This window comes from Rhodobacter sp. Har01 (genome assembly GCF_020564565.1).
GTDB lineage: Bacteria > Pseudomonadota > Alphaproteobacteria > Rhodobacterales > Rhodobacteraceae > Pseudogemmobacter.
This window is the reverse complement of the sequence record NZ_JAJCTD010000001.1, coordinates 558,839-585,457: the sequence shown is the minus strand read 5'-3', so window position 1 is coordinate 585,457 and position 26,619 is coordinate 558,839. Positions and strand designations below refer to the sequence as shown.

Below are 26,619 nucleotides of genomic sequence, written 5' to 3'. Positions count from 1 at the left end.
ACAGTCATGCCGCCTCCATCACCGCGCGCACCTGCACCCGCAGGGCCGGCACAAGCTCGGCCTCGAACCAGGGGTTGCGCTTCAGCCATGCGGTATTCCGCCAGGACGGGTGCGGCAAGGGGAACACCCCCTGATCCGCCCAGATGCGCCAATCCGCCACCGCGGCAGTGACACCGCGCAGGCCCAGATGCCAGCGGATCGCAGCGCCCCCGACCAGCAGCCGCAACCGCAGCCCCGGCAGCGAAGTCATCACCCGCGCCCGCCAGGTGGCCGCGCACAGCGGCGGCGGCGGCAGGTCCGCACCCCGCGCGTCATGGCCCGGAAAGCAGAAGGCCATCGGCACGATGGCCACCCGGTCGCGGTCATAGAAGGCCTCCGGCGACAGCCCCGTCCAGGCCCGCAGCCGGTCGCCGGACGGATCGGTGAAGGGCCGCCCAGAGGCCTGCACCCGCGCCCCCGGCGCCTGCCCCGCGATCAACAGCCGCGCGCCGGGCGCGAACCAGACCACAGGGCGCGGCGCATGCCCCGTGGCCGAGGTCGCAAACCGGGGCGCACAGAGTCGGCAGGCGCGGATGTCCTCGACCAGTCCCATGCGGCCAGACTATCCGCTTGCCACCGCTTCGTCACGCTGCCGCCCGGGCCCCGGATTTTCGACGAAAATCCGCACCGATTTCCGGCTGCGGAAATCGGCACGGCACCCGGTCCGGTGCAGTCCGGCCACAACCCGCTGTCATGCCGCGTCCTTGCCTTGCGGCTCCGCCTGGCAGGGTCTACCCGGAAGACTGGCAACGCACACTCCCGTCATGTATCGAATCTCGCCCTTCGTCCGGCATTTCGCCTTTGCGCTGCTTTGCGGCGCGGGTCTTGCAACGCTTTGGGTGAACCTGTCGCCGGAAACCTACTACGACTTCATCGAATCGCACCTGGTCGAGATCGACCTGCCCGCCTGGATGTGGCCCGGCACCGTGACGCTCACCCCTTTCCTTGTCGTCACCGACATCCTCATGGCGCTGTTCTTCTTCTTCATCGGCAAAGAGCTGTGGGAAGCGTTGATCCTCGAACGCGGCGCGCTTTCGCAGGACCGGGCGCTGATGCCGATGGGCCTTGTCGGCGCCGGCATGGCCGGGGCACTGATCGCCTGGGTCGTGCTGGCCGCCCTGATCGAGACCGCCGAGGAAGCCGGCTTTGCCACCGGCTGGCAGGTGCCGCTCGGCACCGACGTGGTGCTGGCCTATCTGTTCGGTCGCCTGGCCTTCGGCGCCGGCCACCCGGCGCTGCATCTGCTGCTGCTGCTGGCCATCGCGACCGACATCCTGGCGCTGCTGATCCTCGGGCTGTCGAACCCCAACCTGTCCTTGCGCCTGATGTGGCTTGCCCTGCCTGCGGTGGCCTCGGTCGGCGTCTGGGCATTGTATGGCCGCCGCCCGCCCCCCGGCGCCTCCGAACGCCGCCGCCGGGCCGGACTGGCCCTCTGGCCCTATACGCTGGCCGGTGCGCTCAGCTGGTTCGGCGTCGCCGCCTCGGGCCTGCCGGCCACGCTGGGCCTGTTGCCGGTGATCCCCGCCATCGCCCATGCCGACCGCAGCTTCGGCCTGTTCGCCGAAGCCGAGACCTTCCTGCACGATCCGTTGAACCGGCTGGCGCATCTCTTGGTGCGCCCCGTCGCGGTGGTGCTGTTCCTGTTCGGCCTGGTCCGCGGCGGGGTCGACCTTCTGGCCTTTTCGCCGACGACGCTGGTCACGCTTGCCAGCCTCTGGATCGGCCGCCCGCTGGGCATGGTCGCAGGGGCGCTTGCGCTGGCGCTGGCGTTCGGCCTGCGGCTGCCGCCCGGCGTGCGGCTGGCGGACCTGGCGGTGATCACCGTGATCCTTGGCTGCGGCTTCACCGTCCCGGCCATCGCCATCGACGCCAGCCTGCCCGGCGGCCTGATGCAGGAAGCCGCCCGGATGGGCCTGGCCTTCAGCCTGCTGGCCGGGCCGCTTGCCCTGGTGCTGTCGCGCAGCCTGCGGGCGTGACCGCGCCCGGGCTTCCGCCGCCCCCCCGAACCGGCGCCGATCCGCCACCCCCCATTGTCAGCCGGCCCGGTTTGCCACCATAATGGTGCCGCAATGGCCGGCGAACCTGACTTCGGCGCGGTGCGGACGGGCATGAACCGGACGTTCACGAAGATCCGGCACAAAGATCCGGCACCTTGGGGAATGCCCGTTCCGCAAGTCAACGTCGAGGCAGGGCAAGGCACAGAGGCAAGGCGCGACCGGTTCGAACCGGCGCGGAACCGCGGGATGATCGAGTTCGACAACGTCTCCAAGTCGTTCTGGACCGGCACGCAGCGCAAGGTCATCCTTGACCAGGCCTCGTTCCGGGTCGAGATGGGCCGTTCGCTGGGCATCCTGGCGCAGAACGGCACCGGCAAGACCACGCTGATCAATATGATGGCCGGGCTTGAGAAGCCGGACGAAGGCAAGATCACCCGCAGCTGCCGGGTGTCCTTCCCTCTCGGCTTCATGGGCGGGGTCTCGACCCGGCATTCGGCGCATGAGAACTGCCGCTACATCGCCCGCCTCTATGCCCTTGACGCCGACTACGTCGAGAGCTTCTGCCGCTGGGTCTGCAACCTGGGCGAGTATTTCGAGATGCCGCTTTCGACCTATTCTTCGGGAATGCGGGCACGCTTCACCTTCGCACTGATGCTGGCGCTGGAATTCGACATCTACCTGATCGACGAAGGCATGCCCTCGACGGTGGACGTCGAGTTCAACCGCAAGGCCGGCGACATCCTGCGCGAGCGGCTGAAGAATGCCACCGTCGTCATCGTCTCGCATTCGGCCCAGACGCTTGAGAAGTTCTGCCGTCAGGCGGCCGTGCTCAAGCACGGCCGGCTCTACATGTTCGACACTCTGGAAGAGGCGAAGCGGCTGTATGACTATGCTTAAGGTGGCCCGGTTCAACATCCATCGCCAGAACCCCGAGGCCCGGGCCGAAGCCGCGCCACGCCCGGCTGCGCAAGCCGCGACGCCCCGCGCCGCCGCCGCGGCAGCGGCCGCCGCCGACGCGATGCCGTTCGACACCCAGGACGATGGCTTTGGCGACCAGGCCTTCCCCGGCTCGGCCGCCGCCGACCGGGCCGCCGCGGCCGCCGCGACGGCGAACCCGGCGACGGCCGCCGCTGCTCCTGCTCCTGCTCCTGCTCCTGCCCCCGCCTCTCCCTCCGCCTCTCCCCCTGCCCGCCCCGACGCATCGGTTGAAGCGATCCTGGCGGCGATCCGGCGCGAAGGCCTCACGGGGCGCCAACTGCGCACCGCGCGCCGGTTGGCGCAACGTCACAACCTGCAGGCCATATCGGATTTCGATGCCGTGCGGCTGCTGCGCGACGCCGGGGTCGACCCGTTCCAACGCGGCTCGATGCTGGAACTGGTGTCGCCCGAAGCCGCCCCCGACACCGCGTCCGACGCTGCCTCCAGTCCCGCGTCCGCGCCAGGATCCCCGTCGGGGCCCCGACCGGATGCCGCGCTTCCCTCCCCCGGTCGCGCGCTGACGCCGCTGCCCGGCGATGGCGTCCGCCTGCCCGAGACGGTCAAGCCGATCCGGGTTCCGACCCCCGAACAGCGGGCCGAGGTGAACCACGCGGCCGAAATCCTGAAGATGCAGCAGGACATCGCGCGCCGCCGCCGCCGCAAGCTCAGCCTGCTGGCCGCTCGCATGTTCATCTTCGTCCTGCTGCCGACGATTCTGGCCGGCTGGTATTTTGCCAAGATCGCGACGCCGCTCTATTCCACCCGTTCGGAATTCGTCATCCAGCAGGCCGATCCGCCGCAGTCTGCCGGACTGGGCGGGCTTCTGTCCGGCACCGGGCTGGCCACGTCGCAGGATTCGATCGCCGTCCAGGGCTACCTGCAAAGCCGCGAGGCGATGCAGCGGCTGGAAGCCGACCATGGCTTCCGGGTGCATTTTCAGGGCAGCGAAATCGACCCGATCACCCGGCTGCCGGCCGATGCCTCGCTGGAACAGGCCTACAAGCTCTATCGCAAATATGTCCTGATCTCCTATGACCCGACCGAAGGCCTGGTGAAGATGGAGGTCATGGCCGCCGACCCGCAGCTGTCGGCGGACTGGTCAAGGCAGCTGATCGCCTATGCCGAAGAGCAGGTTGACCAGCTGACCCAGCGCCTGCGCGAAGACTCGATGAAAGGCGCGCGCGAAAGCTACAAGGAGGCCGAGGCCGCCGTCATCGCCTCGCAAGAGCACGTCGTCGAGTTGCAGGAGAAATACAAGGTCCTGTCCTCTGACGTCGAGGTCGGCCTCTTGACCACGCAGATCAGCCAGCTTGAAACGCTGCTCACTCAGGAAAAGCTGAACCTGGCGCAGATGGAGGCGAACGAAAGCCCCAACGTGGCCCGGATCGAGCCGGTCCGCCGCCGCATCAGCACCCTGGAAGAGGAAATCGCCCTGCTGCGCGGCAAGCTGACCCAGGGGCAGGTGGGCGACGAATCGCTGGCCCGCATCCAGGGCGAGCTGCTGGTCGCCCAGGCCGATGTCGAGACCCGCCAGATGGTGCTGGCCCAGTCGCTGCAAGCCATGGAAAACGCCCGCATCGAGGCCAACCGGCAGGTGCGCTACCTGTCGCTGTCGGTCACCCCGGTGCCGCCGGACGAGGCGGCCTATCCGCGCGCGTTCGAAAACACGCTGGTCACCATGTTGATCCTGCTTGGCATCTACCTCATGGTCTCGATGACCGCCGCGATCCTGCGGGAACAGGTCTCGGCCTGAAGGAGTTGCGATGAAGACCGTAGGGATTGCCGGCCTGACCGTGGGAAACCGCCACGCGCTGACCGTGATCGCCGGGCCGTGCCAGCTGGAAAGCCTGGACCACGCCCAGATGATCGCCGGCACCATGGCCGAGGCCTGCCGCGCCGCCGGGGCGCAGTTCGTGTTCAAGGCCAGCTACGACAAGGCCAATCGCACCTCGCTTTCAGGTCGGCGCGGAATGGGAATGGCGGCCGGGCTGAAGGTGCTTGAGACGATCCGCGCCGGCGGCACCCCGGTGCTGACCGACATCCACGATGAGGCCCAGGCCCGCGAGGCGGCGCATGTGGTGGACGTGATCCAGATCCCCGCCTTCCTGTGCCGCCAGACCGACCTTCTGCTCACCGCCGGAAAGACCGGTGCCGTGGTGAACATCAAGAAGGGCCAGTTCCTGGCCCCCTGGGACATGGCCAACGTGGCCGACAAGGTGGCCTCGACCGGCAACGACCGCATCCTGCTGACAGAACGGGGGGTCAGCTTCGGCTACAACACCCTTGTGGCCGACATGCGAGCACTGCCGATCATGGCCCGCACCGGCTGGCCGGTGATCATGGACGCCACTCATTCGGTGCAGCAGCCGGGCGGCATGGGCGGCAGCAGCGGCGGCCAGCGCGAATTCGCCCCGGTGATGGCCCGCTGCGCGGTGTCGCTCGGCATCGCCGGCGTCTTCATCGAAACCCACGAGGCCCCCGACACCGCCCCCTCCGACGGCCCCAACATGGTGCCCCTCTCACAGATGCCGGCCCTGGTCGCCAGCCTGATGGCCTTCGACCGCCTCGCCAAGGCCGACCCGCTGCACGTGTGAGCGGGGAGCAGGCCGGTAGCCGGCGATGTGCGCTTTGCGGGACGGAGCGGACGTTCGTGGAAACGAGCCAAACGGCAACTTTGAAACTGAGCGTCCGAAGCCTTTGAGAACCAAGGAACCTGTGAGATGCTGAAACAGGTTTGTTGATTTCGGAGCAAATCGGATGGGCATCACCAACGCCATGCGCGGCGATGGCTTTCCCCGGGAGCAAGACATTCTGCGGGAGCTTGAGCAACGCCACCGAGATGCGATGCTCGATCTTGTGTTGGCTTGGGGTGAATTAGACGGCGCGCTGGGAATGTTGCTATCGGCAGCGTCAGGAGTTCCCATGGCGGAAGGAGCAGAAAAATTCGGAAGACTCCCCGGGTCTGATAAGCTGCAGCAACTTTTCAAGGCAGTTCGGGCACATCCTAGAGGAGAGAGCGCTGCTAGACAGATCCGGAAGCATAAGAAGGCTTACGAGCGTCATTCGTTTCCCCGGAATCGCATCGCCCATTCAAAGTGCCTGGGGATCAGCCGTCGGGATCAAGACTTCATCATGTTCGCAGCATTTGAAAAGCACGGGGAGGACGAATTGATCGTTGACTCAATCCCGATCCAAGTGATGGAACGTGCAACCCGTTGGGGGAAAGCCATGACAGGATTGGCCCTTAGGATTGTCGACGAGATATCTCCCGTTCCGAATCATTGACGAGTTTGCGGGTTTCCGACGCAACGGTGCCGATGTCTCGGAATTCGGAACCGGGCATTCTCTGAGAAGAAGAACGCGTCAGATTGGGCTCAAGGCCGACCGTCGTCTGGGGAGCGGCGACCATCGTCGCCGCCACAGCGCCCCGCATCCCCTGCCCCAGCCGAGGGCCCAAAGCCCTCGGCCAGCGCCCGCCCCGCCCCCAGGCGGGCGCTTCTCGCCCGCCGGGCCGGGCGCTGTCCTCTGTCGCGCCCGGCACCGCCAGCACAGCCGCACTCTCGTGCAACGGGCGGGGTAACGCATGCGTTTCCCGTTCCGCCCGGCCGGGCCACGGGAAGGATCGGACGGCGATGGTCTCCTGTGCCGTGTTTCCAGCTGTCTTCAGCCCCGGCCCGGGAGCCAATCCCTTGAATCCCTTGCGGTCGCCCCTCTCCCATCCCGGGGCGCCCTCACGCCACCTGCCCCGCCGCCCAGCCGCTGGACCAGGCCCACTGGAAATTGTAGCCGCCCAGCCAGCCGGTGATGTCCACCACCTCGCCCACGAAATACAGCCCCGCCACCGCCTTGGCCTGCATCGTGCGGGCGTCCAGCCCGTCGGTATCGACCCCGCCCAGGGTCACCTCGGCGGTGCGGTAGCCCTCGGTCCCGACCGGCTTGAGCCGCCAGTCGTGCAGCCCTGCCGCCAGCCGGTCGAGAACCGCCCCCGGCACCTCGGCCAGCGGCCCCGTCACGCCGGCGCCCTCGGCCAGGTGCCGCGCCACCCGTTCGGGCACCAGCCGGGCCAGCGCGCCCGCCAGATGGCCCTTTCCGGCGCGGGCCTTTGCCGCCCGCAGCGCGGCCGCCGCGTCCAGCCCGGGGCAAAGGTCCAGCGCGATCTCCTGCCCCTCGCGCCAGTAGGACGACAGCTGCAGAACCGCCGGGCCGCTGAGGCCCCGGTGGGTGAACAGCACCGCCTCATTGAATCCGGTCTTGCCGCAGGACACCCGGCCCTGCACCGCCACGCCCGCCAGCGGCCGCATCCAGGCCAGGTCCTGCTCGGCAAAGGTCAGCGGCACCAGCGCCGGGCGGGTCTCGGTCACCGCCAGCCCGAAGCTCTCTGCCACCCGGTAGCCGAAGCCCGTCGCCCCCATCTTGGGGATCGACTTTCCCCCTGTCGCCACGATGACCGCGGCGGTCTGCTGCACCCCGCGGGCGGTCTCGACCGCAAAGCCCGGGCCGGCCGCCGTCACCGCGCCCAACGCGCAGCCCGTCCACAACACCCCGCCGGCCGCCGCCAGGTCGCGCAACAGCCAGTCCACCACCTGCGTCGCCGCGCCGTCGCAAAACAGCTGTCCAAGGGTCTTTTCGTGCCAGGCGATCCCGGCGCCTTCCAGGCGGGCAATGAAGTCCCGGGCGGTGAACCGCTTCAGCGCCGAAAGCGCGAAACGCGGGTTGCGGCCCAGGAAGCGGTCGGCCGCGATGCCGAGGTTGGTGAAGTTGCACCTCCCCCCGCCCGAAATGCGGATCTTCTCGCCGGCCTTGGCGGCATGGTCTACCACCAGCACCCGCCGGCCCCGCCGCCCCGCCTCGATGGCGGCAAAAAGCCCTGCGGCCCCGGCGCCCAGAACGATCACATCCCAGTCCACGACACCCCCGGACAGCCGCCGAAATTTCGCGCCCTCCCCCCTTGCGGGCCGCAGGTCGCTTCGCTAAACACCCCGGCACGGTTGGGGCGTCGCCAAGTGGTAAGGCATCGGTTTTTGGTACCGACATACCTAGGTTCGAATCCTAGCGCCCCAGCCAATCCCTTGATCACGAAAGCATCGCCTGTCGACGGTGTGCACCGGGCGTTCCGCCCTGGCAATCGCCTCGGCCCGGTCTGAGAACCGGTGCAGCGGAATGGGGGCGAGGCCAAGGGCCTCGCCCGCACCGCAATCAAAACGGCCTGCGAAAAATGTCCGCCGAACGGCGGGGAACCGAGTCCGATGGCATTCGTGTCAAATCCCATCCGACTCTGGTCCCTGATTGCCTGGCCGATGTGGCCTTTCGAAGATGGTTTCGTGGCGGACTGCCGAAATCATCATGACCGTCCGCATCCGACTGTCCAGACCGGCGCCGCGCAATGAGAAAGGCGCCCCGGGGGGCGCCTTCCAAGCTTGAGCCAATTTGGCGGCGGCCGGATCAGACCGACTTGCGCCGACGCACGACCGCAAAGGCACCCATGGCGCCCAGCAGCAGCAGGCCACCCGCGGGCAGCGGAACCGGCGCCGGGGCGCTGACGTAGGTCGCCGTCGCCTGGACGGTGGCGCCCTTCTTCGGGCCCTCGTTCAGACCGAACCAGCCCAGGTTGAAGGTCTCGTCGCTGAGCGCGATCTGCAGAAGACCACCGTTGCCGAAAGCGATCTGCAGCGGCGCGCCCCAGTTCACCGAACCCCACTGCCAGACGAAGCCCTGGCCGACCGTCGTTCCCGTCGCGGTGCCAGAAGCCACCGGCTGGGTCATGGTGAAGGCCACGTTGATCGAGTTCGGGACCATGTCGTCCCAATTCACCGATTCCTCGTTGGTCCAGATGTCGAACAGATCGAAGGTGAGGCTTTCACCGACGTCCAGATCGAAGCTGCCGCTGCCCGACATCGGGCTGGCGGAAACCTCGAGACCGGGATCGCTGAAAGCGTCGCCGCTCAGCGCGAAGGAACCGCTGAACGTTGCCGCAATTGCCGCCACCGAGGTTGTCGCAAGAACTGCGGCCGCGGCGGCGCAGGTCTTGAGTTGCGATAAGAGGCCCATGAGACCCACTCCAATGTTCTTTGGCCAAACCACACCATACCGACCTGCGTGGTCGGCACTGTCGGCGGAAAACCGCCACAGGCACTGTAGGCGATCGGCATGATTCCTGCCACGAAAAAGTCACGATCTGCCGAAGTTACACGCATAGGGCGATTGCCCTTGCCGGACCCAGACTGGCGCCTGGGTCGGCTTGTCCCAAGCCCTTCATCGGTAACGCTTTTCCTTCCGCAGCGGCGACCTGTGCGAGCCACCCGCGACGGCACCCGTCGGCCACGGAAGCCCGCACCGGGCAGAATGACCGACACAGCCCGAAAGCGCGGCGTCAGCGCTGCGCGTCGCGCAGCACGGACAGCACCGCCTCGGGCGGCACATCCTCGGCCACGAAGGCCTGGCCGATGCCCCGCGCCAGGACAAAGCGCAGGCGGCCGTCGATCACCTTCTTGTCCTGCCCCATCAGCGCCAGCAGCGCCTCGGCCGGCGGCAAGTCACCGGGGATGTCGCGCAGATCGACCTTCATCCCCATCCCGCGCAGATGCGCCCGAACCCGGCTGGGCACTTCCTGGCTGCACAGGCCCAGGCGCTGACTCAACTCGAAAGCCAGGGCGCAGCCGATCGCCACGCCCTCGCCATGCAGCAGGCGGTCGGAATAGCCGGTGGCCTTTTCCAAGGCGTGGCAGAAGGTGTGGCCCAGGTTCAAGAGCGCGCGCTCACCCTCTTCGGTCTCGTCACGGCTGACGATGCCGGCCTTCATCTCGACGCTGCGCGTCACCGCGCGCAGCCGCGCCGCGGCATCTCCGGCGGCCAGCGCGGGACCCGCCGCCTCAAGCCAGTCGAAAAAGGCCGCATCGCCCAGCAGGCCGTATTTCACCACCTCGCCGTAGCCGGCCAGGAAATCGCGCGCCGGCAGAGTGTCCAGGATGCCGATGTCGGCCAGCACAAGGCTGGGCTGATGAAACGCACCGACCAGATTCTTGCCCTGGGCGGTGTTGATCCCGGTCTTGCCGCCAACGCTGGAATCGACCTGGGCCAGCAGCGTGGTGGGCAGTTGCACGAAGCGCACCCCGCGCCGCAGCACCGCCGCCGCAAAGCCCACCAGGTCGCCGATCACGCCGCCACCGAAGGCCACCACAACGTCGCGCCGCTCGACCTTGGCGTCCAGCAGCCACTCGACGCAGCGGCTGAATTGCGGCCAGCCCTTGGTGGCTTCGCCCGGCGGCAGCGCCAGCGCCGACACGGCAATCCCCTCGGCCTGAAAGGCCGCGGTCAGCCGGTCCAGGTGCAGCCCGGCCACGGTCTCGTCCGTCACCACGGCCACCCGCCTGCGGCGCAGCAGCGGCGCGATCTCGGCCCCGGCCCGGTCGAGCAGTCCGGCGCCGATCCGCACCTCGTAAGAGCGGTCCCCCAGGTTCACCGGAACCACGTTCATGCGTCACCCTCTTCCAGCACATCGGGCCGGGCCTGAAGCGCCTCGATCACGCGGCCCGCCATCTGCTCGATCGAGTAGTCGGGCGAAGCGTCGACGGCAAGGTCGGCCAGCGCATAGGCCGGCAGCCGCGCCTCATGCAGCGCGCGCAGGGTCTCGCGCGGGTTCGCGGTGCGCAACAGCGGCCGGGTGGTCTTGTGGCGCACCCGCTGCCACAACAGATCAAGGTCGGCACGCAACCAGACCGAGACGCCGGCGGCGTTGATCTGGCTGCGGTTGCGCTCTGACAGGAAGGCGCCTCCGCCGGTGGACAGAACGCAAGGTGCGCCGCGCAGCAGGCGGCCGATCACCTCGAATTCGCGGTCGCGAAAGAACGCCTCGCCGTCACGCTGGAAGATCTCGGCGATGCTGCGGCTGGCGGCCTTGACGATCTCTTCGTCCGAATCAAGGAAGGGCACCTTCAGCGCCCTGGCGACCGCAGTGCCCACGGCGGTCTTGCCCGCGCCCATCATGCCGACCATCACCACGGTCTTCTTCAGTCGCAGCATTGCCTTTCACCATGTCGTGATCGGTCCGGCGCGGCCTTGCCGATCCGTCGCATTCCCTGCCTCAATGCCGTGATCTTGCGCGGAAAGCCATATACAATCACCGCATGCGCCCGGGCCACAGGGTTCGGTCAACGGATCGGAGCCGGGCGCAGAGGCAGACCAGGCAGAACAAGGACAGGCAAGCATGGGGCGAATCTTCAAGGCGCTGGTGCTGCTCGCGATCATCGGATTCGTCGGGCTCACCGGCTTCGCCTATCTCGGCGACCTTTCGCCCGACCAGCAAGAGGTCAAGAAACCCGTGGTGCTGGATGCGGACTGAGCTGCGCCTCGGCCTGTGCCTGGCCCTGGGTCTGAACGCCCCGGCCGCGCTGGCGGCGGGCGGCGATCCGTTGTCGGCCATCGACTGGCTGTCGCAATCGGTGGCAACACCCGCAGCCACGGTGCTGCCCTCGGGCACGCCGGCGGTGGTGGCGCGACCGGACGAGCCGCCGGTGACCGATGCCAGCGCGCTGCCGGCCGCGGTGGCGACGACGCCGCTTGACGGTCCCTCGCCCGATGCGGTGGGGCTGATCGCGCCGGCGGTCTCGGGCCTGCCGCATGATCTTTGGGGCGCGGGGCGCACCGACGAAGTCGCACAGGCGATCATCCGCGACCGGATGGACAGCCTGCCGGCGCTGCGCCAGCTGTTCCTGACCATCCTGCTGGCCGAGACCGCGGCCCCGGCGGATTCCGAAGCCCAGGGCCGGCTCTTGCTGGCGCGCGTCGACAAGCTGCTGCAAATCGGTGCGCTGGAACAGGCGGCGGCGCTGATCGACATTGCCGGCATCGAGACCCCGGAGCTGTTCCGCCGCGCCTTCGACGTGGCGCTTCTGACCGGCAATGAGGACCGCGCCTGCGACACCATGCAGGCCAACCCCGGCCTTGCACCCACGCTGCAAGCCCGGGTGTTCTGCCTGGCGCGGGCCGGCCAGTGGGAGGTGGCGGCGCTGACGCTGCAGACGGCGGCGGCGCTGGGTCAGGTGAACTCGGCCGAATCCGAACTGCTGGCGCGGTTCCTGGAACCCGATCTCTTCGACGGCGAACTGATGCCGCCACCGCCCAATCCGGTCACGCCGCTGGATTGGAAAATCTATGAAGCGATCGGGGAATCGCTGCCCACCGCCTCGCTGCCGGTCGCCTTCGCCTATGCCGAGACCGGCCCCGCGGCGGGCTGGAAGGGGCAGATCGAGGCGGCCGAGCGGCTGACCCGCGCCGGGACCATCGCGCCGAACGTGATCCTCGGGCTCTATACCGACCGCGATCCGGCCGCCTCGGGCGGAGTCTGGGACCGCGTCGCCGCCTTTCAGGACTTCGACGCCGCGATGCAGTCGGGGGACCCGCAGCGGGTGACCCAGACCCTGCCACCGGTCTGGTCGCAGATGCAGGAGGCCGAACTGGAAGTGCCCTTCGCGCTGCTCTACGGCCGCGACCTGGCCGGGCTTTCGCTGACTGGCGAGGCGGCTTCCATGGCGTTCCGCGTGGCGCTGCTGTCGCCGTCGGCAGCGACCGCGGCCAAGGATCGCATCGCCAGCGATGCGACCGAATCCTTCCTTGCGGCCCTTGCGCTGGGTCAGTTGGACGGCGTTGCCGCGCCCGACAGCATCGGCCGTGCCATCGTCCCGGCCTTCCTTGCACCCGAGATTTCCCCGGAGACCCGGGCGCTGATCGAAGAAGACCGGCTGGGCGAGGCCATCCTGCTGGCCATCGAGGAAATCGCCCGCGGCGTCGAGGGCGACCTGAGCGGCGTGACCCATGGCCTGTCGCTTCTGCGCAGCGTCGGCCTGGACGGCGTGGCACGACGCACCGCACTGGAACTGATGATTCTGGAACGGCGGGGCTGACACGCATGGCTCCGGCCGCCCCGTCGCAGTGGATCTCGACCTTCCTGGACGCCATCGCCGCCGAACAGGATGCGGCGCGCAACACCCGCCTGGCCTATGGCCGCGACCTCAAGGACTTTGTCGACTGGTGCGCCCGGCACGGCCATGACCTGGCGAGCCTGGAGCGGACGGCGGTCGAATCCTATCTGGTGGCCTGCGATGCACAGGGCCTGGCCAAGGCCACCCGCGCCCGCCGGCTGTCGGCCATCCGCCAGCTTTACCGCTTTGCCTTCGACGAAGGCTGGCGCGCCGACAACCCGGCGCTGCGCATCAGCGGCCCCGGCAAGGCGCAAGGCCTGCCGCAGACCCTGACCCAGGACGAGGTCGCCCGCCTGCTGGACGCCGCCCGCGACCATGGCCGGACTGCGGCCGAGCGGCTGCGCAACACCGCCCTGGTCGAGCTTCTCTACGCCACCGGCCTGCGGGTCAGCGAACTGGTGTCGCTGCCGCAGGCGGCGGTGCGCGGGGGGCCGCGGATGATCCTGGTGCGCGGCAAGGGCGGCAAGGAGCGGATGGTGCCCGTCTCGGGCCCCGCCCGCGCCGCCGTCGCGGCCTGGCTGGTGCATCTGGACGCCGAGGCGGACGCGGCCCGCAAGGCCGGCAAGCCGGTGCCGAAACACCTGTTCCCCGGCCCGGGCGCCGAGGGCCACCTGACCCGGCAGAATTTCTTTGCCCTGCTCAAGGCGGTGGCCGTGCGGGCGGGTCTGTCGCCCGGCACGGTCACGCCGCATGTGCTGCGGCACGCCTTCGCCACCCACCTGCTGGCCGGCGGCGCCGATCTGCGGGTGATCCAGACCTTGCTGGGCCATGCCGACGTGGCCACCACCGAAATCTACACTCATGTCCTGGACGACCACCTCAAGGACCTGGTGCTGACCCGCCACCCGCTTGCGAAACCGCGCCGGTCGCGGGCATAACATCGGGCCATCGCCGCGCGCCCTGGGATTGCCATGGATACCGCCTTCTGGATCACTGTTCTTGCCGTGCTGGCGCTGCTGGTCGCCTCGGCCTTCTTTTCGGGGTCCGAAACGGCGCTGACCGCCGCATCCCGGGCCAAGCTGACGGCGCAGGCCGACAAGGGATCGCGCGGGGCAAGAACCGCCCTGCGGATCACCGAGGACCGCGAACGGATGATCGGTGCCCTGCTGCTGGGCAACAACGTGGTGAACATCCTGTCCGCCTCGCTGGCCACTGCCCTGATGACGCGGCTGTTCGGCGATTCCGGGGTGGCGCTGGCGACGATGGGGATGACGGCACTGGTGCTGATCTTCGGCGAGGTGCTGCCGAAGACGCTGGCCATCACCTTCCCCGAGCCGGTTGCGACCCGGGTCGCCCCGCCGATCCGGGTGCTGATCCTGCTGTTCTCGCCCATCGTGGCACTGGTTCGCATCCTGGTGCGCAGCCTGTTGTGGCTGATGGGGGTCAGGGCAAACCCCGAAGGCAACATGCTGGCCCTGCGCGAGGAAATCGCCGGCGCCATCGCCCTGGGCCATACCGCCGGTGCCGTCGCCAGGGAAAGCCGCAACCGCCTGCTTGGCGCCCTTGACCTGGGCGAACGCACGGTGGACGAGATCATGCGCCACCGCCGGCAGATCGAGATGATCGACGCCGACAACCCGCCCGAGGCGATCCTGTCGCAGGTGCTGGCCTCGGCCCACACCCGGTTGCCGGTGTTCCGCGGCTCGGACGACAACATCCTGGGCGTGGTGCATGTCAAGGACCTGCTGCGCGAGGTCGACCGCCTGATCCGCGGCCCGGACAGCCCGACCGAGGGCCTTGCCGCGCTGGACATCGCCAAGGTCGCGATGAAGCCCTACTTCATCCCCGAGACCACCGCGCTGGACGAACAGATGCGCGAATTCCTCAAGCGGCGCACGCATTTTGCCCTGGTGGTCGACGAATACGGCGGGCTGCAGGGGCTGATCACGCTGGAAGACATCCTGGAAGAGATCGTCGGCGAGATCACCGACGAATTCGACGTGGTGGCAAAAGAGGGCCACCTCACGGCCACCGAGGACGGCGCCTGGGTGGTCGATGGTGCGATGACCATCCGCGACCTGAACCGCGCCATGGACTGGGCATTGCCCGACAACGAGGCGAACACCCTGGCCGGCCTGGTCATCCACGAGGCCCAGATGATTCCCACCGAGGGCCAGGTGTTTGCCTTCCACGGTTTCCGCTTCGAGGTGATGGCGCGGCGCGAAAACCGCCTGACCCGGCTGAAGCTGCGCCCGCTGTGACGCCGGGGAACCGATTTCCGAAACCGGAAATCGTGGCCGGAATTCGACTTCGAATTCCGGTGCCTCAACGCCGGCCGAACAGGGTGCCCAGCACCCCGCGCACGATCGCCTGGCCGCCCTTGGTGCCCAGCTGGCGGGCAAAGCTCTTGGCGAAGGTCTCGGTGATCGAATCCGACCGGCTGGAGGTGGTCCGCTTCGTCCGCGCCTCGGTCGGGCCGCCGTCAAAGCGCCGGCCGCGGTTGAACTCTTCCAGGTCCAGCGTCAGCCCGCCACCGCCGCCGTCGCGCTGCGCCGCCGCTTCATCCGCTGCCGCCGCGCGCGCCTTTTCCTTGGCCTTTCGCGCCAGCATCTCATAGGCGCTGTCGCGGTCGACCGCCTGGTCGTACTTGCCCGCCACCGGAGAGCCGGCCAGCACCTGCGCCCGCACCCCCTCGTCGCAGGGCCCCAGCCGGCTGGACGGCGGCCGCACCAAGGTGCGCTCGGCCACGCCGGGGATGCCCTTCAGTTCCAGGAACGAGGTCACCGCCTCGCCGGTGCCGACATCGCGGATCGCGTCCTCGATCAGGAACCGCGGGTTCTGCCGGTAGTTCTGCGCCGCCATGCGCAGGTCCTTCTGGTCCTTGGCGGTAAAGGCGCGCAGCGCGTGCTGCACCCGGTTGCCCAACTGGCCCAGGATGTTCTCCGGCACGTCGGCGGGGTTCTGGGTGATGAAATAGACCCCCACCCCCTTGGACCGGATCAGTCGCGCCACCTGCTCGACCTTCGCCACCAGTGCCTTGGGCGCGTCGTCGAACAGCAGGTGCGCCTCGTCGAAGAAGAACACCAGCTTGGGCTTGTCGGGGTCGCCCACCTCGGGCAGGGCCTCGAACAGTTCCGACAGCAGCCACAGCAGGAAGGTCGCGTAAAGCCGCGGGCTGTTCATCAGCCGGTCCGAGGCCAGGATCGACACCCGGCCGTTGCCGTTCGCATCGGTCAGCATCAGGTCGGCCAGGTCCAGCGCCGGCTCACCGAACAATTTGGCGCCGCCCTCGTTCTCCAGCACCAGAAGGCGGCGCTGGATGGCGCCGACCGATTCCTTCGACACCAGCCCGTAGCGGGCCGACATCGCATCGGCGTTCTCGGCCACGAAGGTCAGCAGCGCCTGCAGGTCCTTCAGGTCCAGAAGCGGCAGGCCCTCTTCGTCGGCCAGCCGGAAGGCGACGTTCAGCACACCCTCCTGCGGCTCGGACAGTTCCAGCAGACGGCTCAGCAGCAAGGGGCCCATCTCGGCCACCGTGGTGCGGATCGGGTGGCCCTTTTCGCCGAACAGATCCCAGAACGTCACCGGAAAGGCGCGGTAGGCGATGGTCCAGCCGATGGTCGCGGCGCGCTTGGCAAAGGCCTCGTGCAGCTTGTGGGTGTCCGACCCGGCCTGGCACAGGCCCGACAGATCCCCCTTCACGTCCGACAGAAAGACCGGCACGCCGGCGGCCGAAAAGCCCTCGGCCAGCACCTGCAGCGTCACCGTCTTGCCGGTGCCGGTGGCGCCGGCGATCAGCCCGTGCCGGTTGCCGTATTTCAACAGCAAGGTCTGGGGCAAGCCATAGCCCTCGCCGCCTCCGCCCACGAAAATCGCCTCGTCCGACACCTGTCACCTCCCGACGCCAAGACCCGCCTGCCCGGCAAGCGGGCGCGCGCAGCCACCATACATTCTTAACCGTTCGGTGCCAGTCTGGATCGTGCCGAGGGCGCGTCTCCTGCCTTTCCGGCTGTGACTTCCTCCCTGTTGAACTGGCCGCGCCTTCCCGAAAGGCGCGGTTTTTTCACATCTTTTCCCCCGGGTTCCCCCGGTCCACAGCTGAAGAATCCCGTTGACGGAGCCGGAAAACCGCCTTAGCGTTCCGGCCATGAAGTCGGCCAGTCCGACAGGGAGCAAAGAACACCACGCCTCAGGCGTCCTCAAAGGGCCGGACTTCCGGCCCTTTGTCCATTCTTGCGCTCCGATCTTGCGGCAAGCCGCCGCCGCTCGCGCTTTTCTCAACTGACATGGCGCGGACCGCGTGCTAAGGACGCGCCCGATGCCGGGCCGACACCCGGCCTGCGCGGCCATCGCGCCCGAACCGAAGGACCAGCATTCCATGCCAAGACCCCCGATTTCCCGCCTCGCCCTGCTTCTGGCGCTGGCCGCGGCGCCGCTGCCGCTGGCCGCCCAGGACACCACTGCACCCGCCGAGGGGATGACGGGCGACGCAGCACCGGCCGATGCCGCCAAGGCCGACGACCTGACCCTCGGGGTCGAAGTCGGTGGCACGCCCAAGGTCGGCGACACCTACACCGCAGCCAGCTTCGATTCCTGGGACCAGCGCTGCGTCAAGACCGACCTTTCGGCCGATCCCTGCCAGCTGTACCAGCTGCTCAAGGACCAGGACGGCAACTCGGTCGCCGAATTCTCGGTCTTCACCCTGCCCGAAGGCAGCGAAGGCCCTGCCGTTGCCGGCGCCACCTTCATCGCGCCCTTGGAAACCCTGCTCACCGAAGGGCTGCGGATCGAGGTCGATGGCAACAAGCCGCGCGCCTATCCCTTCACCTTCTGCGCCCAGATCGGCTGCGTCGCCCGCATCGGCTTTACCACCGAAGAGGTGGACATGCTGAAGAAGGGCGCCAAGGCAACCGCGGTCATCGTGCCGTTCGTGGCGCCGGATCAGAAGGTGGTGCTCGAAGTCTCGCTCAAGGGCTTCACCGCCGGCATGGATGCGGTCGGTGCCGCCAACAAGGCCGCCGATGCGGCCGCGGCGGCGAAACCGGCCGACGGCGGCAACTAGTCCGTCAGACCGCCCGCAGCGCCAGAACGGCGTTCAGGCCGCCAAAGGCAAAGGCATTCGACAGCGCCGCGCCCACAGGGGCGCGGCGCGCCTCGTTCGGGACATGGTCAAGGTCGCAACCGGGGTCGGGCTGATCCAGCCCCACGGTCGGCGGCACGATCCCGTCCTTCAACGCCAGAATCGCTGCCAGCAATTCGATCGCCCCCGTCGCGCCGATGGCATGGCCATGCATCGCCTTGGTCGAACTGACCATCAGCCCCTCGGCCGCCGCCCCGAACGCCGCCCGGATCGCCGCCACTTCGGTGCGGTCGTTGACCTGGGTGCCGGTGCCATGGGCGTTGACGTAACCCACCTCGGCCGGGTCCATCTGTGCCTCGGCCAGGGCCGCGCGCATCGCCGCCGCCGCGCCAGTGGCCGAGGGCACCACGATGTCACCCGCATCGGCCGTCATGCCGAAGCCGGCGACCTCGGCCAAGGCCACCGCCCCCCGCGCCGCCGCACGCGCAGCGTCCTCCAGCACGAAGACCGCGGCCCCCTCGCCCATCACCATGCCGTTGCGGCGCGCATCGAACGGCCGGCAACCGTCGGGTGACATCACCCGCAGCGATTCCCAGGCCTTCACCCCGCCGAAACACAGCATCGCCTCGGCGCCGCCGGCCAGCATCGCCGGCGCCTGGCCGTCGCGCACCATGCGGAAGGCCAGCCCCAGCGCATGGTTGGAACTGGCGCAGGCCGAACTGACCGCAAACGCCGGCCCGGTCAGCCCGTGCCGCATCGCCACATGGCTGGCCGCCGCATTGCCCATCAGCCGCGGCACCACCAGCGGCGGCACCCGGTTCCTGCCCTCGGCAAACACCGCGCGATAGCTGTCCTCCCAGGTGGATATCCCGCCCGCCGCGCTGCCGATGATGACGCCCGCGCCCTGCCCGGCCTCGCCCCCCGCCATGGCCAGGGCTTCGGCCGCCGCCACCACCGCGAACTGGGTGAAGCGGTCATAAAGCGCGATCTCGCCGCGGCTGAACCGGGCGGTCTCGTCCCAGCCCTTGACCTGTGCGCCAATGCGGATCGCCAGCCGCTCGACATCGCGGAACGCCAGCGCACCGATGCCGGACTGCCCCGCGGTCATCGCGGCCCAGGTGCCGGGCACGTCGCTGGCCAGAGCATTGACGCTGCCCGCGCCGGTGATGACCACCCGCCTCATGCCGCCTTTCCGGCAACCAGGCCTTCGACCGCCGCCACGATGCTGGCAACCGACGAGATGTCAAAGCTGCTTGCACCCGGTTCGCTGGGGTTGAACGGCACATGCACGTCGAACGCCTCTTCGATGGCGAAGACCGCCTCGACCAGACCCAGGCTGTCCAGGCCCAGGCTGTCCACCGTGGCCTCGTCGGTCACCTCGGAGGGGTCCAACAGCGCCTGCGTCGCCAGGATGTCGATCACCTTCGCACGAACCTCAGACATCGCCGGTCCCCCGGTCGGTCGGCGGCGGCGCCATCGCCTTTTCCAGATCGGCGACCCGCCCGGCCAGCCTCGGCAGCCGGCGCAGCGCCTTCTGCATCTCGACATGGGTCTCCATCTTCACCGCCGGATAGCCCAGCAGCACCCGGCCCGCCGGCGCGTTGGTGAAGATCTTGGTAGCACCCCCGCAGATCACGTCGTCTCCGACAAAGATGTTGTCGTTGACGCCGCATTGCCCGCCCATCACCACCCGGTCGCCGATCCGGGCGCTGCCGGCGATGCCGACCTGGCCGCAGAGTAGGCAGTCGCGGCCCACCTGCACGTTGTGGCCGATGTGGACCAGGTTATCCAACTTGGTCCCGGCGCCAATCACGGTATCGCGGATGGTGCCGCGGTCGATGCAGACATTGGCGCCGATCTCGACATCGTCGCCGATGCTGACCGCGCCCAGCGAATGAATGCGCGTCCAGCTCTGATCCTTGATTTCGGCACGCGAGCCCAGGGTTTCGCGGATCTCCTCGACGCCGGACTTCTCCGGCGTCACGAAGCTGAACCCGTCGGCGCCGATCACCGCCCCGGGCTGGCAGATGAAGCGGTCGCCGATGCTGACCCGCGCGCCGATCCGGACGCCCTGCAGGATCAGCGCATCGGCGCCGATCCGGGCGCCCTCGGCAATCGAGACATGGCTGGCGATCCGCGCCCGCGGGCCGATCACCGCGCCCCGCCCGATCACCACGAAAGGCCCGATCGCCGCGCCCTCGCCGACCTGGGCCGAGGGATGGACCACCGCCAGGGCGTGAAGGCCCGGCGCAAGGTCTGGCCCCGGGTCCAGCAATCGCGTCAGCCCGGCCATCGCCAGCCGGCCACGCGGGGCGAAGATCGCCGCCTTCAGGCCCATCGCCCGCCAGTCGGCACCCGGCCAGACCACCGCCGCCTGTGCCCGGCCCTTGCCGATGCCATCGCCATAGCGCGGGTCCATCGCCAGCGCCAACTGGTCCGGAGCCGCCGCCTGCGGCTCGGCCGCACCGGTCACCACCAGATCCAGCGCCCCCTCGGCCTGGGCGCCAAGCGCATCGGCGATCTGACGGATGGTGTGCGGCATCGGCCCCTTCCTTGCGGTCCGGGGCACGGTCTACTGCGATTCCGCGCCCAACTCCACCCCGGCCTCGGCCAGGGCTTGCCACAGCTTTGCGTCACGCCCGTAAACGTCACGGCGGAACCCCATGCGGCCCTTCGCCTCTGGGTAGGCGGTATAGTAAACCAGATGGACGGGCACCGTTTTCTCAAACTTCACAAGGGTTTCCGCGCCGCCTTTCAGGTAGCTCTGGAATTCCTCCTCGACCGCGGCCGACTGCACCGACAACAGCGCATGGGCCAGATCGAACGGATCGGCCACCCTTATGCAGCCGTGGCTGTAGGCCCGCACGTCGGTGTCGAACAGCGACTTCGACGGCGTGTCGTGCAGATAGATGTTGTAGGGGTTCGGGAACATGAACTTCACCTTGCCCAGGGCATTGCCGTCCGAGGGCGGCTGGCGCAGCGCGAAGGGAAAGTTGCGAGCATTGTAGGCGGCAAAGTTCACCGCGCCGCGCGACACCACGCGGCCGCGCCCGTCGATGACCTGCAGATGGCCGACCGCGTTCGGGTTGCGCTGCAGCAGCGGCAGGTATTCCTTGACCGTGATCGACCGCGGCACGCCCCAGCTGGGGTTGACCACGATATGCTCCATCTCGTCCGAGAATTCCGGGCTGCGCTGGTCGGGCTGGTTCTTGCCGATCACCACGCGGGTGCGGAACACGGTGCGGCCGTGGTCCACGATGCGGGCGGTAAAGTCGGGCTGGTTCACCCAGATGTGGCGGACGCTCCGGTCGATGTCCAGCCAGCGCTCGCGCTCCATCGCCACGATCACCGCCTTCAGCCGGTCTTCGACGGCAACGTTGACCTCGGCCAGCGTGGTTTCGCCGGCCACACCGTCGGCCGGCAGGCCATGGCCCAGCTGGAAGGACTGCACCGCGCGCTGGATGTCGCGGTCGTAGTCCTGCGTCGGGGTGCGCTCCAGATAGCCCATCGCCGCCAGCCGGTCGCGCAGCGCCACCACGGCGGGGCCGCTGTCGCCCGGGCCCAATGCGCCGCCGGGCACCGCAGGCCCCCAGCCGCCGGCCGCAACGGCAGCCTCCAGCCCGATCTTCGCCTTCATCAGCTGGGCATAGACGTTCGATGACGGCACCAGCCCGCGCAGCACGGTCGCCGGGTCGTCGCCGGCGATGGCCCTCAGCAGGACCTGCGGGTCCTCGACCGCGATCTCGCGCACGATGGACGGGTCGATCTTGCGCGGCTCCAGCAGGCCCGAGGTCAGGTCGCGCGCCCAGGCCAGATAGGCCCGGGTCATCGCCACTTCCAGCCGGCCCAGGTCGCCCTCGGTCTCGGCCGCGGCAAAGCCGGCCCGCAGGCCGGCGGCATCATAGCGGGCGGGCGGCAGACCATGGTCGGCGGCCGTGTCCAGCGCGGCAAACAGCGCGGCGCGGCGATCCGCATCCTCGGCGCCGGTCCACAGCGTGTCATAGGCGGTCTGGCGATACCAGTCGGCGACCGCGGCCTCATCGGCGGCCGATGCGGCCAGCGATTGCGCAAAAGCGGTCGACGTCGCGGTTTCCGCGACCGTTGCCTCTGCTGTGAGAAGACCAAGACCCAGGGCCAGGGTGGCCGAGCACAAAATCTGTCTTGCCCGGCAGCGGGCCGTCTCGCGCAAAACCATTCCAGCCCCTGAAAACGCAGCAGATTTTAGCGGTTCCGGCGAGGATCGGTGGAATCGCGGCAACTGTCCACTCACATTCCCGCTGCTTCGGCCTTGCAAACCGGGCGCTTGCGGTCGATGCGACGTTTTCGCCCGCCACCGTTGCATCGGCGCCACGGCACAGCCCGGTCATGCCCGTTCAGCAATTTTTTGCCGATTCCGGCTTCACTGGCGGCGCTGCAGCTTTTGACTGTTCCTTTTCCGGTCGGATTTGCCGTAAGGTGCCCGCACTGGAAGACAGCCAGTCACAGAAGCTGCCGTACAGGCAGTCGAAGACTTGCAGGGGACAGGCGACAGAATGGCGGACCTCGTTTACAACGGCATTTCGCGGCGTGGGCTTCTTGGAGTTTTTGCCGCCACCACCGTTACGGCAGCACCCTTCTTCAGCAGCGCAGTGGCCTATGCCCGGGGCGCGGGCGACATCCGGCGGATCCGGATGCAGTCCGGCCGCACCGGCGAAAGCATCGACACGATCTACTGGATCGAGGGCGAGTACATCCCCGAGGTGCTGAAGGAAATCAACCACTTCATGCGCGACTGGCGGACCGACGACGTGGTCAAGATGGACCCGCGCAATGTCGACATCATGGCAGCCGCGCATCGGTTGATGGATGTGTCCGAGCCTTACATGCTGCTCTCGGGCTATCGCAGCCCGAAGACCAACGCGATGTTGCGCTCGCGCTCGCGCGGGGTGGCCAAGAATTCGCTTCACATGACGGGCATGGCGGCCGACCTGCGGCTGAACTCCCGCTCGGTCGGGCAGATGGCCAAGGCGGCGGCGGCCTGCGCAGCCGGCGGCGTCGGGCGCTACTCGCGGTCGAACTTCGTCCACATGGATTGCGGCGCGGTGCGCAGCTGGGGCGGCTGAACCGTCCGGCACCGGACGAACGAAAGCGGCGCCCTGCGGGGCGCCTTTTTCGTTTCGGTCGCCGATTTCAGTCTGCGGCCGATTCCTCGGCGGCGCGGTCCCGCCCGCGAAAGCCCATCGCCACGACGAACTTTTCTGAACTGTCGGCCCGACTCGACGGCGGCTTGACGTTCGCCACCTTGGTAAAGTTCTGCTTCAGCATTTGCTGCATCGCGTTTTCGGCGCCACCGGCCAGCACCTTGGCCACGAAGGTGCCGCCGTCTTCCAGCACGTCGAAGGCAAAATCCAGCGCCGCCTCGACCAGCGCCACGATGCGCAAATGGTCGGTCGGCTTGTGGCCGCTCGACGCCGCCGCCATGTCGGACAGCACCACATCGGCCCGGCCGCCCAGCCAGCCCTTGACCAGATCGTCCGCCCCGTCGGCCAGGAAATCCAGCTGGTGCAACTCGGCCCCCGGGATCGGCTCGACCTCCTGCAGGTCCACCCCCAGCACCCGGCCCACCGGTTTCTTCGCATTCGCGCCCAAGGCGTTCACCCGCGGCACCGCCACCTGGCACCAGCCGCCCGGCGCGCAGCCCAGGTCCACCACCCGGGCGCCGGGCTTGAAGAAACCGTACTTGTCGTCCAGCTCCATGATCTTGAACGCCGCCCGGCCGCGATAGCCCTCGCGCTTGGCGCGGGCGACGTAGGGGTCGTTCAACTGCCGTTCCAGCCACAGGGTGGACGACAGCTTGCGCCCCTTGGCCGTCTTGACCCGCACCCGCAGGTCGCGGCTGCCCCGGCCGGAGGTGGGTTTCTCGGTCATAGGTAAGGCCCATCCTCCAACACGCCGTCCGCACTCATCTGCGCATAAAGCAGCCCCTCGCGCAGCCCGCGGTCGGCCACCGACAGCCGGTCGGTCGGCCAGATCCGCATCAAGGCCTGCAGGATCGCGGCACCCGACATGATCAGCGTATGCCGGTCTCGGCCGATCCGCGGATCGGTGCGCCGCCCCTCGGGGCCAAGCTGCAGATAGTCGCGGATCACCGTGTCGATCTGCGCCGATGTCATCTGCAAGCCATCCACCTTGGCCCGGTCATAGCGCCGCAGGCCCAGGAAACTGGCCGCCACCGTGGTCACGGTGCCGGAGGTGCCAATGATCTGGAACCCCTCGCGCGGGGCCTGGGCATGGTAGGGGCTGAAGCTGGACAGGTTTTCCTCGAAGAACCAGCTCATCAGCGCGAACCGGGCCGAGTCGTCCTCGACATCGGCGAACTGGTCCTTCAGCGTGGCGACGCCCAGCTTGACGCTGATCCAGTCCACCACCCGCGCCACCGGCCCTTCGCCCTGTGCGCCAAATCCCATGTGCAGGCGCATGATCGCCTGCGGCCGGTCTTCCGGCGCCACCGCCGACAGGTCGATCCACACCAGTTCGGTCGATCCGCCGCCGATGTCCACCACCAGAAGCTGCTCGGTCTTCGGGTTGACCAGCGGCGCGCAAGAGATCACCGCCAGCCGCGCCTCTTCTTCCGGCGCGATGATTTCCAGGCTGAGGCCGGTTTCCCGCCGCACCTGGCGGATGAACTCGCGCGCATTGCGGGCGCGGCGGCAGGCCTCGGTGGCCACCAGCCGCATCCGCATGACGCCGTGCTTCTCGATCTTCTTGCCGCAGATGCGCAGCGCCTGGATGGTGCGCGCCATCGAGGCCCGGCTCAGCCGGCCCGAAGCCTCAAGCCCCGCGCCCAGTTGCACGGTCTTGGAAAAGCTGTCCGTGACGGAAAACTGGCTGCCCCTTGGCTGGGCAATCAGCATCCGGCAACTGTTCGTGCCAAGGTCCAGCGCCGCATACAGCGCCGGCCCGGGTTCGGCAGGGGTGGACGGCCCGTCCCCGTGGAAGCGCGCGACCTGCGGCTCGACCGACGAAAACGCTGCGTCCTCCCCTGGGGGACGCTCGGGCGTCATATCCGCCCTCCAACTGTGGTTGCGCCAAGGGTAGTCCTGCCGGTCGGGGCTTGGCAAGCCTTCGCGTGACACTGGGGCCGGGTTGCCCGACCCGGCGCCCGGCCGATTTCACCGCAAGCCGGAATTCGTGCGAATTCCTTCCACGATTTCCGTACGGAAATCGTTTCCGCGCCAATGGTCGCTAGCGACACGGGCCATGTCGAAAACCGACTTCGCCTGTTGCGGGGCGACGTCTATCAACAAGGCGACAGCCGCCCCAGGAATCGCGCCCATGCCCGACGTGACCATCGTCTACTGGAGAGACATCCCGGCCCAGGTGATCGTGGGCAAGGGCCGGCGCGCATCGAAAGTGCAACTGGCCGAACGGTTCGAGCAGGCCATCGACCGCTGCGCCATGAAGATCGGCGCACGCGATACCGACAGCTACCTCGCCGAATGGCGCAAAGCGGCCCCCTATGAGGTTGACGGCGACCCCGACCAGATCGCCCGCGACACCGCCGCCCGGCTGGAAGCGGACCACGACACCGCCCGCGTCCAGGCTTTGATCGACGCCGATGGCTGGGCAAAGCCCTGATCCCATGTCCCCGCCCGCCCCAAGCTTCCCCGCCCCAAGCTTAAAGGAGCGCCTGATGGCCCTGTTTCCCTTCCGCAAGAAAGCCGCTCCGGTTGCCGCTCCGATCGGCCAGGCCGCCCAGCTTGAGGCCTTTCTCAAGGGCTATTCGATCGAGGTGATGCCGCGCACCGCCGAGAAGATCCCGGATTTCCGCGCCATCCTGCCGGCCGGAACCCGGGTCTACGTCGCCCATATCGAGGGCACCCCGATCGAGGACATGGTCGCCACCGCGCGGCGCGTCGGCGCCGAAGGCTTCACCGCGATGCCGCACTTTCCCGCGCGCATCATCAAGGACAAGGCGACGCTGCTGGACTGGGTGGCGCGCTACCGCGACGCGGGCGTGCGCCAGGGCCTGATCCTGGCCGGCGGCCTTCCGCAGCCGCAGGGCGACTATGCCACCTCGATGCAATTGCTGGAATCGGGTGCCTTCGACGGGTTTGAACGGCTGCACGTCGCCGGCCACCCCGAGGGCAACAAGGACATCGACCCCGATGGATCGGACCGCATGGTGATGGAAGCCGCGCGCTGGAAAGCCGCCTTCGCCGAGCGCACCGATGCGCAGATGGCCATGGCCACGCAGTTCTGCTTTGACTCCCAGCCGGTGATCGACTGGGTCAACCGTCTGGCCGCCGAGAACATCGCTCTGCCGGTTCACATCGGCATCGCCGGCCCGGCCAAGCTGCAGACCCTGATCAAGTTCGCCATCGCCTGCGGTGTCGGCCCCTCGCTCAAGGTGCTGCAAAAGCGCGCGCTGGATGTGTCGAAGCTGCTGACGCCCTACGAGCCGACCGAACTTCTGGCCGACCTTGCGGCCCAGAAGGCGGCAAACCCGGGCTTCGGAATCGAACAGGTGCATTTCTTCCCGCTGGGTGGCATCAAGACCAATGCCGAATGGGTCACCGCAAATGGCGGCGCCTCGGGCAAGCCGGCCCGCGCGGCCTGACTGAATCCG

At 68.3% G+C, this 26,619-nt stretch carries 25 protein-coding genes and 1 tRNA gene; 14 read left to right on the top strand and 12 right to left on the bottom strand.

Annotation, left to right across the window (positions count from 1 at the left end; translation table 11 throughout):
- Window positions 1-4: 4 nt before the first annotated feature.
- Window positions 5-592 (bottom strand): uracil-DNA glycosylase family protein, encoded by a 588-nt coding sequence (locus LHP98_RS02830; RefSeq protein WP_227250971.1) that lies wholly within the window; start codon window positions 590-592, stop codon window positions 5-7.
- Window positions 593-803: 211 nt separating this feature from the next.
- Here LHP98_RS02830 and LHP98_RS02825 point away from each other — a divergent pair, with 211 nt between their 5' ends.
- The 5 genes from LHP98_RS02825 (at window position 804) to LHP98_RS02805 (ending at window position 6,299) form a co-directional block, all read left to right on the top strand.
- Complete coding sequence (locus LHP98_RS02825) at window positions 804-2,015, top strand: Na+/H+ antiporter NhaA (RefSeq protein WP_227250970.1); 1,212 nt, start codon at window positions 804-806, stop codon at window positions 2,013-2,015.
- 267 nt (window positions 2,016-2,282) lie between these two features.
- Window positions 2,283-2,933 carry an ABC transporter ATP-binding protein gene (locus LHP98_RS02820; protein ID WP_227250969.1) on the top strand — a complete coding sequence of 217 codons (651 nt, stop codon included), beginning with the start codon at window positions 2,283-2,285 and terminating at the stop codon, window positions 2,931-2,933.
- Complete coding sequence (locus LHP98_RS02815; protein WP_227250968.1) at window positions 2,920-4,767, top strand: capsule biosynthesis protein; 1,848 nt, start codon at window positions 2,920-2,922, stop codon at window positions 4,765-4,767. The genes LHP98_RS02820 and LHP98_RS02815 overlap by 14 nt, the downstream gene beginning before the upstream one ends.
- 10 nt (window positions 4,768-4,777) lie before the next feature.
- On the top strand, window positions 4,778-5,608 hold the full coding sequence (kdsA, locus tag LHP98_RS02810) for a 3-deoxy-8-phosphooctulonate synthase (RefSeq protein ID WP_227250967.1): 831 nt from the start codon (window positions 4,778-4,780) through the stop codon (window positions 5,606-5,608).
- A 163-nt stretch (window positions 5,609-5,771) separates the two neighbouring features.
- Complete coding sequence (locus tag LHP98_RS02805; RefSeq protein WP_227250966.1) at window positions 5,772-6,299, top strand: hypothetical protein; 528 nt, start codon at window positions 5,772-5,774, stop codon at window positions 6,297-6,299.
- A 446-nt stretch (window positions 6,300-6,745) separates the two neighbouring features.
- Here the strand turns inward: LHP98_RS02805 and LHP98_RS02800 are convergent, their stop codons facing one another.
- Window positions 6,746-7,921 carry an NAD(P)/FAD-dependent oxidoreductase gene (locus LHP98_RS02800; protein WP_227250965.1) on the bottom strand — a complete coding sequence of 392 codons (1,176 nt, stop codon included), beginning with the start codon at window positions 7,919-7,921 and terminating at the stop codon, window positions 6,746-6,748.
- Between the two features lie 82 nt (window positions 7,922-8,003).
- Here LHP98_RS02800 and LHP98_RS02795 point away from each other — a divergent pair.
- Window positions 8,004-8,078: transfer RNA gene (locus LHP98_RS02795), tRNA-Gln, on the top strand.
- 378 nt (window positions 8,079-8,456) lie between these two features.
- Here LHP98_RS02795 and LHP98_RS02790 read toward each other — a convergent pair.
- The 3 genes from LHP98_RS02790 to LHP98_RS02780 all read right to left on the bottom strand — a co-directional run bounded on the left by LHP98_RS02790 (window position 8,457) and on the right by LHP98_RS02780 (window position 11,033).
- The gene (locus tag LHP98_RS02790) at window positions 8,457-9,062 is read right to left on the bottom strand and encodes a VPLPA-CTERM sorting domain-containing protein (RefSeq protein ID WP_227250964.1); all 606 of its coding nucleotides are present in this window, start codon (window positions 9,060-9,062) and stop codon (window positions 8,457-8,459) included.
- A 322-nt stretch (window positions 9,063-9,384) separates the two neighbouring features.
- The gene (aroB, locus tag LHP98_RS02785) at window positions 9,385-10,488 is read right to left on the bottom strand and encodes a 3-dehydroquinate synthase (protein ID WP_227250963.1); all 1,104 of its coding nucleotides are present in this window, start codon (window positions 10,486-10,488) and stop codon (window positions 9,385-9,387) included.
- Window positions 10,485-11,033: a shikimate kinase gene (locus tag LHP98_RS02780; RefSeq protein ID WP_227250962.1), complete on the bottom strand. Its 549-nt coding sequence runs from the start codon at window positions 11,031-11,033 to the stop codon at window positions 10,485-10,487. Before LHP98_RS02780 ends, aroB begins: the two co-directional genes overlap by 4 nt.
- A gap of 184 nt (window positions 11,034-11,217) precedes the next feature.
- On the opposite strand from LHP98_RS02780, the gene LHP98_RS19445 reads away from it, so the two are divergent.
- The 4 genes from LHP98_RS19445 to LHP98_RS02765 are packed head-to-tail and all read left to right on the top strand — an operon-like array spanning window position 11,218 to window position 15,192.
- Window positions 11,218-11,352 carry a hypothetical protein gene (locus tag LHP98_RS19445; protein WP_264473548.1) on the top strand — a complete coding sequence of 45 codons (135 nt, stop codon included), beginning with the start codon at window positions 11,218-11,220 and terminating at the stop codon, window positions 11,350-11,352.
- Window positions 11,342-12,913, top strand: coding sequence for a hypothetical protein (locus LHP98_RS02775; protein WP_227250961.1), 1,572 nt, complete (start codon window positions 11,342-11,344; stop codon window positions 12,911-12,913). The genes LHP98_RS19445 and LHP98_RS02775 overlap by 11 nt, the downstream gene beginning before the upstream one ends.
- Window positions 12,914-12,918: 5 nt before the next feature.
- A complete protein-coding gene (locus LHP98_RS02770) occupies window positions 12,919-13,869 on the top strand; it encodes a site-specific tyrosine recombinase XerD (RefSeq protein ID WP_227250960.1) in 951 nt (316 codons plus the stop codon).
- Between the two features lie 33 nt (window positions 13,870-13,902).
- Window positions 13,903-15,192: an HlyC/CorC family transporter gene (locus LHP98_RS02765; RefSeq protein WP_227250959.1), complete on the top strand. Its 1,290-nt coding sequence runs from the start codon at window positions 13,903-13,905 to the stop codon at window positions 15,190-15,192.
- A gap of 64 nt (window positions 15,193-15,256) precedes the next feature.
- On the opposite strand, the gene LHP98_RS02760 is transcribed toward LHP98_RS02765, so the two are convergent.
- The gene (locus tag LHP98_RS02760; RefSeq protein ID WP_227250958.1) at window positions 15,257-16,819 is read right to left on the bottom strand and encodes a helicase HerA-like domain-containing protein; all 1,563 of its coding nucleotides are present in this window, start codon (window positions 16,817-16,819) and stop codon (window positions 15,257-15,259) included.
- A gap of 430 nt (window positions 16,820-17,249) precedes the next feature.
- Here LHP98_RS02760 and LHP98_RS02755 point away from each other — a divergent pair, with 430 nt between their 5' ends.
- Window positions 17,250-17,993: an invasion associated locus B family protein gene (locus LHP98_RS02755; protein WP_227250957.1), complete on the top strand. Its 744-nt coding sequence runs from the start codon at window positions 17,250-17,252 to the stop codon at window positions 17,991-17,993.
- A gap of 4 nt (window positions 17,994-17,997) precedes the next feature.
- Here LHP98_RS02755 and LHP98_RS02750 read toward each other — a convergent pair whose 3' ends face one another.
- From LHP98_RS02750 to LHP98_RS02735, 4 genes are read right to left on the bottom strand one after another with little or no spacing between them, the layout of a single operon-like run.
- Entirely contained in the window at window positions 17,998-19,194 is a 1,197-nt protein-coding gene (locus LHP98_RS02750) for a beta-ketoacyl-[acyl-carrier-protein] synthase family protein (RefSeq protein WP_227250956.1), read from the bottom strand.
- Complete coding sequence (locus tag LHP98_RS02745; protein ID WP_227250955.1) at window positions 19,191-19,454, bottom strand: acyl carrier protein; 264 nt, start codon at window positions 19,452-19,454, stop codon at window positions 19,191-19,193. Before LHP98_RS02745 ends, LHP98_RS02750 begins: the two co-directional genes overlap by 4 nt.
- A complete protein-coding gene (locus LHP98_RS02740; RefSeq protein ID WP_227250954.1) occupies window positions 19,447-20,553 on the bottom strand; it encodes a UDP-3-O-(3-hydroxymyristoyl)glucosamine N-acyltransferase in 1,107 nt (368 codons plus the stop codon). The genes LHP98_RS02745 and LHP98_RS02740 overlap by 8 nt, the downstream gene beginning before the upstream one ends.
- 30 nt (window positions 20,554-20,583) lie before the next feature.
- Window positions 20,584-22,206: a L,D-transpeptidase family protein gene (locus tag LHP98_RS02735; protein ID WP_227250953.1), complete on the bottom strand. Its 1,623-nt coding sequence runs from the start codon at window positions 22,204-22,206 to the stop codon at window positions 20,584-20,586.
- A 337-nt stretch (window positions 22,207-22,543) separates the two neighbouring features.
- On the opposite strand from LHP98_RS02735, the gene LHP98_RS02730 reads away from it, so the two are divergent.
- Complete coding sequence (locus LHP98_RS02730; RefSeq protein ID WP_227250952.1) at window positions 22,544-23,113, top strand: YcbK family protein; 570 nt, start codon at window positions 22,544-22,546, stop codon at window positions 23,111-23,113.
- 67 nt (window positions 23,114-23,180) lie between these two features.
- Here LHP98_RS02730 and LHP98_RS02725 read toward each other — a convergent pair whose 3' ends face one another.
- Together LHP98_RS02725 and LHP98_RS02720 are read right to left on the bottom strand one after the other, a co-directional pair.
- On the bottom strand, window positions 23,181-23,918 hold the full coding sequence (locus tag LHP98_RS02725) for an RlmE family RNA methyltransferase (RefSeq protein ID WP_227250951.1): 738 nt from the start codon (window positions 23,916-23,918) through the stop codon (window positions 23,181-23,183).
- Window positions 23,915-25,054 carry a Ppx/GppA phosphatase family protein gene (locus LHP98_RS02720; RefSeq protein ID WP_227250950.1) on the bottom strand — a complete coding sequence of 380 codons (1,140 nt, stop codon included), beginning with the start codon at window positions 25,052-25,054 and terminating at the stop codon, window positions 23,915-23,917. Before LHP98_RS02720 ends, LHP98_RS02725 begins: the two co-directional genes overlap by 4 nt.
- 271 nt (window positions 25,055-25,325) lie before the next feature.
- Here LHP98_RS02720 and LHP98_RS02715 point away from each other — a divergent pair, with 271 nt between their 5' ends.
- Together LHP98_RS02715 and LHP98_RS02710 are read left to right on the top strand one after the other, a co-directional pair.
- Window positions 25,326-25,628: a virulence factor gene (locus LHP98_RS02715; protein WP_227250949.1), complete on the top strand. Its 303-nt coding sequence runs from the start codon at window positions 25,326-25,328 to the stop codon at window positions 25,626-25,628.
- 55 nt (window positions 25,629-25,683) lie between these two features.
- Window positions 25,684-26,610, top strand: coding sequence for a methylenetetrahydrofolate reductase (locus LHP98_RS02710; protein ID WP_227250948.1), 927 nt, complete (start codon window positions 25,684-25,686; stop codon window positions 26,608-26,610).
- Window positions 26,611-26,619 lie beyond the last annotated feature (9 nt).